Below are 14,001 nucleotides of genomic sequence, written 5' to 3' on the forward strand. Positions count from 1 at the left end.
TTTCCTCTTTTCCGTTTCCTGTCAGAGATTTTCTATAACGGCCTTCGTTATCTCTGTTGTCCCGACAAGAGTTACGTTATTGTTCTCACCGATAAATGTTATGTCGCTCGTGCGGAGCCCGCTCTCAAGCGTCTTCCTGACTGCTTCCTCGATATCTGAAGCTATCTCTTCCTCGTTGAACATGATCCTCATCATCATTGCAGCAGAAAGGATCGCGCCCAAAGGATTAGCCTTGTTCTGTCCTGCGATGTCCGGAGCCGATCCGTGAATGGGTTCGAAAAGACCCGGGGTTCCCGGAGTGCCGATCGATGCTGACGGGAGCATGCCGATAGAACCTGCGATCTGCCCTGCCTCATCCGACAGAATATCTCCGAAGAGATTGCTCGTAACGATAACGTCAAAGCTCGAAGGTCTGCTGATAAGCTGCATTGCAGCGTTATCGATATACAGGCACTCCAATTCGACTTCAGGGAAATCAAAGCTCATCTGGCTCGCAAGTGTTCTCCACATCCTGCTGGTCGTGAGGACATTTGCCTTGTCGACAAGAGTAACCTTCCTGCGTCTCTTCATCGCGAGCTCGAAAGCGATCTTTAAGATCCTGTTGATCTCACCTTCAGAATAACTCTCGGTATCAAAAGCGATCTTCCCCTTTACCGTTCCGTCAGGAAGGCGGTCGCCGCTCTGATATACTCCGTTCTTTCCGAAATAGATGCCGCCGGTAAGTTCCCTGACGATAATAAAATCGATATTTCCGGGATTCTTAAGAGGAGACGCGTCCTTGAGCTGGTCATAGACTTTTACGGGTCTTATATTTGCATAAAGGCCAAGACCTGATCTCAATCCGAGAAGAGCTCTCTCCGGTCTTACTTCAGGTTCCATGTCATCCCACTTCGGACCGCCTACGGCGCCTAACAGGACAGCGTCACTGTCCTTTGCAGCCGCGATCGTCTCCTGCGGCAAAGGTATGCCGTAAAGGTCAATGGCGGCACCGCCTGCCTTAAGTTCTTTGGTAAAGATCTCGATCTCCTTTTTTGCCACTGCAGCCTCTAATACTTCGATGGCTGCCGAAGTGATCTCGGGACCGATCCCGTCTCCGGGAATAACTGCAATATTATACTTCTTTGGCATATTCTTACCCCTTAGTCTTTCAACCCGGCCTCTGTATAACCAACCAGTCCGCCGCTTGCCATAATGTTCTTTATAAACTCAGGAAAAGCCTTAGCACTAAAGCTCTCGCCCGTAGTCTTATCCGTAATGACTCCCGTATCGAAGTCTGCTTCTATCTCGTCTCCCTCGGATATCTTTTCCGCCGCTTCCGGACATTCCAGTATCGGAAGGCCTACATTGATCGCATTGCGGTAGAATATCCTCGCGAAATCCGCAGCGATTATCAAAGAGACGCCGCTTGCCTTTATGGCGACAGGCGCATGTTCTCTCGAAGAACCGCATCCGAAATTCTTTCCCGCGACCATGATGTCACCGGGTCTTACCCTTTCCCTGAATGTCACGTCGATGTCCTCCATGCAGTGTTCCTTAAGGTGCACCGGATCTGCAGAAGTAAGATATCTTGCCGGGATGATGACATCGGTATCGATGTTGTCTCCGTATTTGAAAACCTTTCCGCTGACCTTCATGAAGGACCTCCTTTTATCAGAGCTCGTCAGGCGTTCCGACACGCCCCAACACAGCCGAACTTACCGCAACGGGGACTCCGCTCAGTATTACTTCGGAACCCACGTCACCCATGCGTCCTACAAAGTTTCTGTTAGTGGTGGAAACGCATCTCTCGCCCTTTGCGAGAACACCCATATGACCGCCTAAGCATGGACCGCAAGTCGGTGTGGATATGACGCATCCTGCATCATCCAGTATCTCAAGCCAGCCGTTTTCGAGCGCCTGTCTGTATACCTTCTGTGAACCCGGGATAACGATGCATCTTACGTCCTCATGTACCTTGAGTCCCTTAAGTATCGTGGCGGCCGCTCCGATATCCTCGAGCCTGCCGTTTGTGCAGGAACCGATAACGACCTGGTCGATCTTCATATCCCTGCAGTCAGACGCTTTTCTGGTATTTGAAGGCAGATGAGGAAGCGCCACGGTCAAGTCGATGTCGTTAAGATCGATATCTATCACCTGACTGTATTCCGCATCTTCATCCGCGGTATAGACTTTGTAACCGCTCTTGACGAATCTCTCGGGATTTGTCCTGGAGATATACTTGAGCGTATAGTTATCAACGGGGAAAATGCCGTTCTTCGCGCCGCACTCAATGGCCATGTTGCAAACCGTAAGACGTCCGTCCATGGAAAGAGCTTTTATTCCCTCGCCGCCGAATTCAAGAGACTTGTAAAGAGCCCCGTCAACGCCGATCATGCCGATGATGCTGAGTATCAGATCTTTTCCCGTAACGAACTTTTTAAACATTCCGGTAAGGTTGATCTTTATCGCCTCAGGGACCTTAAACCAGGTAACTCCCCTCGCCATTGCGCATGCCAGATCGGTCGAGCCGACGCCGGTCGAGAAAGACCCCAATGCCCCGTATGTGCATGTGTGGGAATCTGCGCCTATAACCAGATCTCCGGGGAAAACGATGCCGTTATCGGGAAGGATAACGTGCTCTATTCCCATCTCTCTCCTGCCGAGCTCGTAGTAATGAGTGATGCCCTGCTCACGGGCAAAGCACCGCATTGTCTTATTAAGTTCAGCGGATTTAATATCTTTATTCGGAGTGAAATGATCCTGGATCATCAGGACCCTTTCCTTATCGAAAACTTCCTTTACGCCGAGTTTTTCAAATATCTTAATCGCGGGCGGAGTCGTAACATCGTTGCCCAAAACATAATCGAGCTTTGCTTCGATAAGGTCTCCCGGAGCAACGCTTTCCAGTCCCGCATGGTCTGCAAGGATCTTCTGCGTCATGGTCATCGGCATATGTCTGCACCTCCGGAAACAATAATAAATATTTTACAATAATTTTATTAAACTAGAAAGTATATATGTTTATCCGTAGAGGAAACAAAAAGGGGTTGTATCAAAATGCCGGTACAGCCCCTTACTTTCGATTTTTTGCAGGCATTTGCCCAATGCCTGCTTTTCTGCCGTGTAAAAACGGCGAAAAACTGACCCCTTGAAGTGGATGTGCTAATGACCAGCCATGTCTGCCGGAAGGCCAAAGTATCGAAATGTTAAAAATCTTCCGTTTCCGATACCTGTCGAGAGTTCAACGTATCGAAATCCGGGGAAATCCTTTGTTTTCGATACCTCGGCTGAACCGCAGATATCGTTATTGAGACTTTTCTTCCGAAAACGATACCTTTGATCTTCCACTGATATCGTTTTAGAAGTTTTTTTCCTAAAAACGATATCTTTGATCTCCCGCAGATATCGTTATTGAAGACTTTTTCCTGAAAACGATATCGTAGCTTTCCTTGCAGGCGATTTTATCCCAAACCGTGAATTATTGCCTCCGTGGGATAGTTTTAAGAGGTGAATTTATCCTAAAAGCTTAAAAATGCTTCACTTGGGATAATTTGCGGTCCGAATTTTATCCCAAATCGCAAGAAACCCTCATCTTGGGATAATTTCGAGCACAAATTTTATCCCAAATCACAAGAAAACCTCATCTTGGGATAATTTCGATCTCACCTTTCAAAAGTCGAGGTATCGAAACGCAGATAATCACTTCGATTTCGATACCTGTCGAAAAGACAGGTCAGAATTCTGCAATCAACTGCAACTGCCACACTTGCTGAAACAACTAAGGGGCTGTCTCATTATGTTTTGAGACAGCACTGTCAGTCTTCGTTCAATTCGAAATACTCGTCGTATAAAGCCGCAAGTTTATTCGCATTATCCTCGTATCTCTTAAGGTCTTCGCTGCTGCATGAACCGCCGAACTTCGCCTCGAGTTCTTTCTGCTCGGCTTCGAGCCTGGATGTCTCTTTCTCTATCTCGGCGATCCTCTGACGGCGTTTCGCCGACTCTTTGCGTTCCCGGGCGCGGTTGGCATTTCTTACAGTGTTTTCATTTTCAGTTTTCGTTTCTGCCTCAGGGACAGCAGGTGAAATATTGCCTGCAAGAACGGCTTTCCTGTAGAAATAATATGAATCGTACAAAGATGCATTGCTGTCTTTAAATCCGAGTATCTTATCCGCACATTTATCGATGAAGAATCTGTCATGGCTGACGCAGATAACGGCGCCGCTGTACTCTTTTATCGCATCCTCGAGTATCTCTCTCGAGTTGATATCCAGGTGATTCGTCGGCTCGTCCAAAAACAGGATATCAGGATTCTCTCTCAACAGGCAGCACAGATAAAGCCTTGATCTTTCGCCGCCCGACAGCATCGATATCTTCTTGAACGCGTCGTCGCCCTTAAAGCCGAATCTTGCAAGAAGCGTTCTAGCTTCAGTCGTTCCTATATCACTTCTCGATACAAGTTCATCAAAGCATGAGAGTTCTTCATCATCAAAAGGAACAAACTGCTCCATATATCCCATTGACTGCGCCGATCCGATCAGGACAGTGCCTGAAGATCCGCTGAGTTTCTCGCCAGCATGACCGGATAAAAGTTTTAAAAGTGTCGTCTTTCCGCAGCCGTTCGGACCCGCAAGGAACAATTTCTCGTCGGCCGTTACCTCAAATGACAGATTACTGAACAGCGCATCATCGCTGTCTTCGAATTTCATGGACAGTTCTTTTGCCTGAAGTATTATCCTGTCAGATCTTCCCGTACGCTCAAGAGGCTGCGCGGTAAAACTCATTTTTGCGTAGCCCGAAGGAAGTTTTGCTCTCGCCTCTTCGAGTTTGTCTTCGAGCTTCGCGACCATCTTTTCTCTCTGGTGATAACCGCTGATGTTGCGGTGAGAAAGCATCGTCTGCTTAACGTCGAGCTGGTGCGCAAGCTCTTCTTCAAGTGCTTTTGTGACCAGTGACTGCGACTTTATGAAGTGTTCCTTCTGTTCCTTATAATCGGTGTAACCGCCTTTGTATTCCGTGATGTGCCCGCCGTCAAGTTCTATTACTCTTGTAGCGACCTGATCGATGAAATGTCTGTCGTGCGTGATAACGAAAACAGCGCCGCCATAAGAGGAAAGAAACTTCTCGAGCCATTCTACAGCTTCCATGTCGAGATGGTTGGTAGGTTCGTCGAGGAGCAGGATGTCAGGCCTGTCGACGATAAGTCTTGCAAGGCATACCCTCATCTTCTCTCCTCCTGAAAGCCCGGAAAAATCATCTCTTCCGTGTATGTCCGCAAGACCTAATCCCGCAAGCGCATCCTTCAATCTGTATTCATAATCGTAACCGCCGCAAGCATCATACTGCGCCTGCAGTTTTGACAGTTCTTCCACAAGTGAAGATGCATCTTCATTATTGGCGGATGAATGTGAGATCTTTGAAGATACAGTCTCGATCTTAAGCTCTAGTTCGAGCATATTCGAAGGTTTCAGTGAAGCACCTGAAAGGTCCTGTTCATCCATATTCTGAGACAGATAACCTGCGATGGTATTTCCGTGCAGTATGACCTCACCGTCATCAGGTGTAATGGAACCTTTGATTATCTTGAACAGCGTCGACTTGCCTGCTCCGTTGTCTCCGATGAAAGCTATCCTGTCGCCTTTGTTCACACGGAAAGAAACACCGTCGAGTATACGGCGGGGTCCGAAATTCATCGTGATGTTGTTAAGCGTCAGGAGCGGCATGTCTTCACCCTTTCAAATAAATTCACGGCACTCATTGTATAACTTCGGCAATAAAAAGTCATTCACTAATTGAAGAACAGTAAAACATAAGAGGCTGCCTCATTGTTGAGACAACCTCTGTTGTGTTTTTTTATACAGGATCAAACGCTAAAAGAAATGCTTAATTATATGAAACCGCATATTTAGCATCATAATTCCTGCAGATACCGTTTGTTCCGAAATCAAACCAATGGTCATTGATCTTGCGCATTCCGGTCACCATCGTACGGTTGCTGAAATAATACCATTTGCCGCCGATGTTTTTCCAGCCGCCCTGGAAAACAACTCCGAGACTGTCAGCATACCAATACTTGCCGTCAACCTTGAACCAGCCGGTGCGCTTTACACCATCATCGCCGAGATAGTAATAACTGCCATTGATCTTCTGATAACCGGTATACATATATGGATCGGAATTTCCGTTACCGAAATAATAAGTCTTGCCGTTTATCTCCTGCCAATCAGTGTAAGCTGCTCCGTCTTTTCCGAAATAGCACCATCTTGCAGGTATCTCACCGTAATAATAGTAGTAGTAGTACGGAGGTTGAATATTTTTCCAACCGTCTTTGAACATTACCGCGGTTACTTCATCAAAATAATAATACAAGCCATCAATACGCTGAAGTCCTCTTATTGCAGAAGGCTTATGGCCTGTTTCAGGATCAAAGTAATACCAGTTTCCGTCAACCTTTGTCCAGCCTCTTGCTGCTTTACCGTTCTTAGGATTGAAATAGAACCAGTCACCTGCATTAAGCGTAACTCCCTGATATTCCACGGTCATCGAACAATAAAGGCCTGTGATCATGGCACCCTTCTTATCAAATCCGTAGTTTGCGCCATTAATAGTGAAAATTCCGTTTGTGTATGCATAAGGGTTTTCGGGATCAACTGAGAAATAATACCAAACGCCGTCTATCTGATGCCAGTCTGTATAAGCTTTGCCGGTCTTCTTATCAAAATAGTACCAATCCTCTCCGGATTTTTGCCAGCCTGTCACCATTGCTCCGTTAGAGCCAAAATAGTAAATTGCACCATCAATAAGATATAAATCATCGCTGTACATATAATGGTCTTCCAGATCAAAGTAATACCATTTTCCTTCAATCTGCTGCCAGCCTGTTACCGCTTTTCCGTTGCTCTTAAGATAATACCAGGATCCATTGACCTCTTGCCATGCATCGTGGACCATCTTACCCTGATAGTCAAATACAAATGCGGAGCCGTAATCATCATCAAATAATACGCCTATAAACATTCTTCCTGCATCATCAAACCAGTAATATTCACCACCGATCTGCTGCCAGAAAGTAAGACGTTCTCCGTTTTTGTAGTAATAGATATCACCTCTACTATCCTCATACCAGCCGTTATCGGGAACTGCGTCAGAGACTTCATCAGTTACAGTCTCCTCTACTTCGGCTATCTCGATAACATCTTCGATATCCTCTTCCCCAACATCTTCAACAACAGGTGTATCGATGTCATCGCCGTCAGTCTGGATATTGTCGGCCATTGCAATACTTCCGAACGATACCACAGTAGCAACAGCGACTGCCGTACAGATCAAATGCTTGGTATTGATCATCTTCATGGAGCACCTCCTAAAAAAAATTGATTTTTTAATTATACTTGAACTTTCAAGGACTTTCTACAGATTTTTAGGCAAATACAAAGCAAAGTGTCCAAATGGTCAAAACCATAAAGGAGTTGTCTCACAAAGGGAAAAACAGCAGCAATAATGCTGCTGACGGGTATCGAAAAATCCACTCTTTGCAAATAAAAAAAGGACCGTCGCATTTTGTTTTGCGACAGTCCCTAATCAGTTTCTGACTGTTTCGAAAATCAGAAGAGGTCTACACCGTTACCATCAACGTCGTAAGCTTTCTTCTCAGCAGCAACAACATAGATCTTGCCAGCCTTGGGAAGCTTCTTTGCGATAGCTGTAGCAGAGATTTCCTGACCGTCGATCTGGAAGATGATCTCAGCAGCCTTTGCAGGAGCAGCCTTCTTAGCAGCCTTCTTTGCAGCGGGCTTCTTAGCAGCAGCCTTCTTTGCAGGAGCAGCCTTCTTTGCAGCGGGCTTCTTAGCAGCAGCCTTCTTTGCAGGTGCAGCTTTCTTTGCAGCGGGCTTCTTAGCCTCAGCCTTCTTTGCAGGTGCAGCCTTCTTTGCAGCGGGCTTCTTAGCCTCAGCCTTAGGAGCAGCAGCCTTTGCAGGCTCAGCAGCAACAGGTGCAGCTACGCTTTTGATTTCTTTCTTTTCTGTATCCATACTAAAAGAACCTCCGTATTTTTCCTTGTTTGGATATAATAAATCTACATTTCTTTACTATTTGTGTCAACAAACATTTTTTATAATATTTGCAGAGATTATTATCTTTGCGCGTTTCTATTTGTTCAAATTACACACAATGATTCACTACGTTTGCAGCCGCAAAAACTGTTTTTGTTTTCACAAAATTTGTATTTACCGCATAGCATTAAAAAGCATATTAAACTAAAATATCGCTATGAGAAAAGTCATTACAGTTTTTAAATGGGAGATCGGCAAACTGTTCTCCAGCTGGCAGAGAACAGTCACACTGTTCCTGTTGCCTGCGATACTCTTAATGGCTGCATTAAATGTCTTCCCTCTCCTCGTAAACTACATGTCCACAGGCACTCTCACGAAAAAACCGGTAACGGTTATAGACGCACCCGAATCATTCAAAAAATATGTCGAAGAGACAGTCAACGCGAGAGTATTCGAATACGATTACAAGACGTTGCCGGAATTCAAAAAAGAGACGGAAGACAAAACACTTTTTCATAAACATCTGCGACAGGGTATGCTCATCTGCTACTTCACCACGGGAAATCCTTCAAGGGATTTCGACGATGAAGTCCGCGCATACTATTATGACTTGTCAAATGACAATACCGATGCAGAAAGCAGCGCGGTAATATACGTCGGATTTGACGGCAATTCCATTACGTCCGAAGCGAGAGCCGAGCAGTTTAAAGAAGGAGTCCTCAAAGATTATCAGGACAGTCTCATCGATACTTTGGGCGGTGATTATTCAGTTGTCGGAAGTTCCGTTTTCGAGACCGACACATTCAATCCGATAACAGATTTTGAAGATTACAGGACAGTCGCTAACACTGCCGCGGCAAGAGTTGTTCCCGGTGTTCTTATGATAATGATGTATTACTGTGTTTATTCTCTTGTAAGCGACATGTTCGCTTCGGAGCGTGACAGAGGATTCATGGCAAAACTTCTCATGACGCCCGTATCAAGAAAACACATATATGCAGGAAAGATAATCGCGATAAACTTCATCGTCACGATTGCAACTTACATAACCATGCTCCTGATGTTCTTCTCATCATGGATCAACAGGAGCAATGATGCGATGTCTCTCCTGCCGTTCGGAATGATGCTCACTCCGGCAGAACTTTCGATCGTTCTCGTCTCCATTCCCGTAGCAGTCTTCCTCATGACTGCAATATGCATCAGCATTGTTTTTTCATTGGAACGCCTTCAGGATATAACCGTAAACCTTCAGCTGCCCCTCATATATTTTCTCGGTGATTTCTTCGTAAGAATGGTCAGGGGCACGAGACCCATCACCATGGAATATTTCGTTCCGCTTCACAATACGATGGAACTGATAGCAGAGACTTATCTGGCCCAGAACAAAGCATGGCACGTTATAGTCGTCACGCTGCTCAATCTCGGCCTCGCACTTCTGATCCTTAGACACACATTCAGGAAAGAGGAACTCAAATGATCAAGTTAACCGATGTCCACAAGAGTTATACAAAAGACAGCGAGACTATAAAGGGCGTCAGCTTCGAAGTCCGCGAGGGACAGATATTCGGTCTGTTGGGTCCTAACGGAGCCGGCAAGACTACTTTGATGCAGATGATCTCCACGCTCATGAGACCGACGTCAGGCAAGATCGAGATAGACGGTCTGTCATCAGACAAGGACCTTCTCGAGATCCACAGAAAGATCGGTTTCCTTACCAATGAGATCAAGCTCGATCCGATGTCCACTCCGAACAACCTGTTCAATTTCTTTGCAGAACTGTATGACATTCCCGCAAACGAGATGAGGGACAGACGCGATGAGAGCTTTGCGAGATTCGGCATATCGCCTTTTGCGGAAAAGAGGATAACCGAGCTTTCGACCGGTATGAAACAGAAGATATCGATCGCGATAAGCCTCATCCATAATCCGCCGGTGATCATATTCGACGAGCCTACGAACGGACTCGATATCCTGACTTCAAAACAGGTCACGGATTATCTTCTGGAACTGAAGGAAAAGGGACACGCGATCATACTGTCAACACACATCTTCTCGGTTGCCGAGGAACTCTGCGATGAGATCGCGATACTGGTTGACGGAAAGATCGTCGCACAGGGAAATGTTGAGCAGCTGAAAGAACAGGCAGAGGTCGACACTTTCGAGAAAGCATTCTTCAAGATATATGTCGAGAATCATGTTGAATAAGAAATGAAATAAATATTATGAGTGCGAAACGTGGAATAAAGACGATAATCGGAAGTTTCTTCCGCAAGAGAGGACAGATGGGGGCCCAGGCGGCGCCTGCCACCTTCCTCGTAACCGTCATGTTCATCGTCGCGCTCTCCTGCGTTGCGGTTTCATGGATAATGTGGTGGTTCCCTTATCACCTGTTCAGCGATGAAGTCTACAACGTTGTCGTGGTAAACGCTCCGGAGTCATTCATCAGATATAACGAAATGACACAGGCTGACCGTGATAAGAAATCAAGGGAATACGGTAACCGATACAACTATTTTGCCAACTGGGAACACATGTCGAGATTCCAATACAATTACGACGGATACGGCTGGACGCAGTTCGTATATAAAGAGACTGATGCCCTTTATGATTTCGTAACGTTCGGTGAATGGATGAGAGAAGGCGACGCATATCTTACAGTTGTCTTCCCCAAAGGCTTCGATCAGATGGTATCAGACCGTCAGAACGGCCTTACTGATGCAAAGCCCGAACTCCTCACCTACTACCGCACCAACTCGATGGAATATTCAGACATGAAAAATGATTTCATCGACGAATATCTTGAAGGATACATGAGCATGATCAGAGCCGACTACGGCCTTAAGGTCACATCCGTAGCGGACTCACAGATAGTTGACCAGCCCGTCGAGACGCAAAAAGCTCTTTACGGCATGAGCGCGTTTACCAACACATTAGGCCGCACCTTTGTGCCTATCCTCTTATTCGTTACTCTCCTCTATGCTTCCATGAGCATAGGAACAAACGTTATCGCGGGACAGAAAGAGCGCGGAACATTTACAGGCATCCTGCTCACTCCGCTGCCGAGATATGCGATCGTATCAGGTTATCTTGCAGGCGTCGTTATAAAAGCGATGATCCCCGCCTTTGTGATGGGTTCGATAGCCTCGATCGCGTTTATTACCGCAAATTACAACGCGGGACACTATTTCGCGCTGATAGCATTCATCCTTGTGCTCGAGATATTCATTGCCTCCATCACCATACTCATATCAGTCATCAACGACACCGTTGTTTCAGCACAAACGGCATTCCTCCCTATCTTCCTCATACTCGTCGCTGTCTGTGTCACATGCATACAGTCCGTCGCCGAGAGAGCAGACTTCTACATGTATCTTCCGGTATACGGCCAATTCTACGGCATGGGCGATGTCCTTACGGGAACGATCGACGTACCGGGCTTCATCGTAAGTTCTATAGCAACACTTATACTGTCGGCGATAATCGTTCTTATCACGGTAAGACTTCTTTACATCGAACGTTACACTGTATCCATTGATACTGTTGATGCAAAGGAAGTCAGACGCCACAAAGAAGGCGGCAGGTCTTCCATACTCGATGTATTCAACAAGATCACCGACAATTTCAGCTATATCGTTACACAGATCTTCTACCCGTTACTCGTTCTGTCGTTCTTCCAGTTCCTTGCCATGATACCCGTCGTCGTATCATACATGAGAAAACCTGAGTATTCTTCTTACATCCAGGATCTGGCAAACGTCGGCTCGGTATCTGACATCATCAGCAAGACATTCGAGATCTTCGGCATATTCTTCAAAGATCCGCTCTTCCTCGGCATGATGACATTGGGTTATGCCGCTATCATCATCACATACTTCCTGCATGCAGGAAGAGTGTGGAAGTTAAAGAACTTCAAGAGCATGGCAGGCGCCTGCGGATATCCGTTAAAGAGCGGAAAACACATAGCAACGCATTACGGACTCGGGTTCCTTTTCGGATTCCTAATGATGACAGCAACAGTCGGCATCATGTACTTTACCGGTCAGCTGACATTCTCGGGATTTAACCTGAACTTGTCAGGCATCGGCGTATTCATCTTCAATCTTCTTATGTGGTTCCCGCAGGGCGCATCTGAGGAAGTGATGTTCAGAGGCTTCATGATTCCCGCATTCTCAAAGAGATACAAAACAGCATTCGGCATCATCGTATCCTCTCTCCTGTTCTCTGCTTTCCACTCTCTCAACGCGGGATTCACTCCGCTTGCTTCGGTCAATCTCGTGCTCATTGCCGTCCTTTTCGCACTGATATATCTCCTCACAGGCGACATCTGGATGACTTCTGCGATGCACACGGCATGGAACCTGTCACAGGGCAACATATACGGACTTCAGGTATCGGGCAACGAATCATCCAATTCAGTCGTTACCGCACTCTACGACAGGAATGCGACTGCACTTATCACGGGCGGAAACTTCGGACCTGAGGGCGGCCTTGCAACGACAGCCGTCACAGTGCTGTGTCTGATAATTGTTACAGTACTGCTTATCGTAAAAGCCAAAAAATCTAAGAAACAGGCTGCCTGACAGTCTTACTCTTCTGCTATCTCCCTGGCGACAAACACGCCAGAAGCTGAAGCATGCGACAAAGAATGCGTAACACCGCTTCCGTCACCGATAACAAACAGTCCGGGATAACGCGTCTCAAGCCTGTCATCGATTGCGACTTCCATGTTGTAGAACTTTACTTCGACACCATAGAGGAGCGTATCGTCATTTGCAGTACCGGGAGCGATCTTATCCAATGCATAGATCATCTCTATTATGCCGTCCAGTATCCTTTTGGGAAGTACAAGCGAAAGATCGCCCGGAGTAGCCTTCAGAGTGGGTCTTACGGTAGATTCCTCGATCCTTGAAGCGTTTGATCTTCTGCCTCTCGTAAGGTCGCCGAAACGCTGGACGATGACACCGCCGCCGAGCATGTTCGAAAGCCTTGCTATTGATTCACCGTAACCGTTCGAATCCTTGAACGGCTCTGAGAAATGTTTCGATACGAGAAGCGCAAAATTCGTATTCTCGGACTGGAGCTCGGGATTATCGAAGCTGTGTCCGTTTACCGTTACGATCCCGTTCGTGTTTTCATTAACAACGTAACCGTTCGGGTTCATGCAGAACGTCCTGACCTTGTCCTCGAACTTCTCGGTACGGTAAACGATCTTGCTCTCATAAAGCTCTGACGTCAGATCGGAGAACACTACTGCAGGGAGCTCGACTCTTACGCCGATATCGACTCTGTTCGAATATGTCTCGATATTAAGTTCACTGCATATCTTCTCTATCCACTTACTGCCCGAACGGCCGACAGATACGATGCACTTATTGCATGTGTATGTCTTTCCGAGACATTCCACCTCATACGTTCCGTCTTCCAGCACCATGAGATCACCCACGGGAGAATTAAAGAAGAAATCCACCTTGTCCTTGAGCATATTGAAGATATTGCCTAAGACCTGATAGTTCTTGTCAGTTCCGAGATGTCTTACCGAAGCATCGAGCAGATGAAGCTTATTCTCGAGACATATCTTCTTGAAAGAAGACCCTGCCGTGGAATAGAGTTTTGTGCCTTCACCGCCGTTTGCAAGATTTATGCCGTCGACATACTTCATGAGCTCAAGTGCTTTTTCCTTGCCTATATGCTCATACAAGGTTCCGCCGAAATCATTTGTGATGTTGTATTTGCCGTCGGAGAATGCGCCTGCTCCGCCGAAACCGCGCATGATGGCGCATGACTTGCAGTTGATGCAGCTCTTAATCTTATCTCCGTCTATGGGACATTTGCGTTCCTCAAGAGGCTTCCCCGCCTCGAAAACGGCGACCTTCAGATCAGGTCTTAAGTTAACCAGTTCGTATACCGAGAATATTCCGCCCGGGCCCGCACCTATAATGATTACATCGTAATTACTCATAAAAAATCTCCT

The 14,001-nt window shown here is 46.4% G+C and carries 10 protein-coding genes; 3 read left to right on the forward strand and 7 right to left on the reverse strand.

Going from position 1 to position 14,001, the window contains the following annotated elements:
* Positions 1–21: 21 nt before the first annotated feature.
* The 6 genes from leuB to BO18_RS18835 all read right to left on the reverse strand — a co-directional run bounded on the left by leuB (position 22) and on the right by BO18_RS18835 (position 8,009).
* Positions 22–1,128, reverse strand: coding sequence for a 3-isopropylmalate dehydrogenase (gene leuB / locus BO18_RS18810; RefSeq protein WP_034448947.1), 1,107 nt, complete (start codon positions 1,126–1,128; stop codon positions 22–24).
* A gap of 11 nt (positions 1,129–1,139) precedes the next feature.
* The gene (locus BO18_RS18815) at positions 1,140–1,634 is read right to left on the reverse strand and encodes a 3-isopropylmalate dehydratase small subunit (RefSeq protein WP_034448948.1); all 495 of its coding nucleotides are present in this window, start codon (positions 1,632–1,634) and stop codon (positions 1,140–1,142) included.
* Between the two features lie 16 nt (positions 1,635–1,650).
* Entirely contained in the window at positions 1,651–2,931 is a 1,281-nt protein-coding gene (leuC, locus tag BO18_RS18820) for a 3-isopropylmalate dehydratase large subunit (protein ID WP_034448949.1), read from the reverse strand.
* Positions 2,932–3,794: 863 nt separating this feature from the next.
* On the reverse strand, positions 3,795–5,702 hold the full coding sequence (gene abc-f, locus BO18_RS18825) for a ribosomal protection-like ABC-F family protein (protein WP_034448950.1): 1,908 nt from the start codon (positions 5,700–5,702) through the stop codon (positions 3,795–3,797).
* A 160-nt stretch (positions 5,703–5,862) separates the two neighbouring features.
* A complete protein-coding gene (locus BO18_RS18830; protein ID WP_034448951.1) occupies positions 5,863–7,332 on the reverse strand; it encodes a hypothetical protein in 1,470 nt (489 codons plus the stop codon).
* 251 nt (positions 7,333–7,583) lie between these two features.
* On the reverse strand, positions 7,584–8,009 hold the full coding sequence (locus BO18_RS18835) for a hypothetical protein (protein ID WP_185752510.1): 426 nt from the start codon (positions 8,007–8,009) through the stop codon (positions 7,584–7,586).
* A gap of 238 nt (positions 8,010–8,247) precedes the next feature.
* Between BO18_RS18835 and BO18_RS18840 the strand changes: the two genes are divergently transcribed.
* Genes BO18_RS18840 through BO18_RS33085 form a run of 3 tightly spaced genes read left to right on the forward strand, consistent with a single transcriptional unit; the run spans position 8,248 to position 12,610 of the window.
* A complete protein-coding gene (locus BO18_RS18840; RefSeq protein ID WP_034448952.1) occupies positions 8,248–9,507 on the forward strand; it encodes an ABC transporter permease subunit in 1,260 nt (419 codons plus the stop codon).
* The gene (locus BO18_RS18845; protein WP_034448953.1) at positions 9,504–10,235 is read left to right on the forward strand and encodes an ABC transporter ATP-binding protein; all 732 of its coding nucleotides are present in this window, start codon (positions 9,504–9,506) and stop codon (positions 10,233–10,235) included. The genes BO18_RS18840 and BO18_RS18845 overlap by 4 nt, the downstream gene beginning before the upstream one ends.
* Before the next feature lie 17 nt (positions 10,236–10,252).
* Entirely contained in the window at positions 10,253–12,610 is a 2,358-nt protein-coding gene (locus tag BO18_RS33085) for an ABC transporter permease (protein ID WP_051688940.1), read from the forward strand.
* Between the two features lie 5 nt (positions 12,611–12,615).
* Here BO18_RS33085 and BO18_RS18855 read toward each other — a convergent pair whose 3' ends face one another.
* The gene (locus tag BO18_RS18855) at positions 12,616–13,989 is read right to left on the reverse strand and encodes an NAD(P)/FAD-dependent oxidoreductase (RefSeq protein WP_034448954.1); all 1,374 of its coding nucleotides are present in this window, start codon (positions 13,987–13,989) and stop codon (positions 12,616–12,618) included.
* Between the last annotated feature and the right edge of the window lie 12 nt (positions 13,990–14,001).

Source organism: Butyrivibrio sp. AE2032, assembly GCF_000702965.1.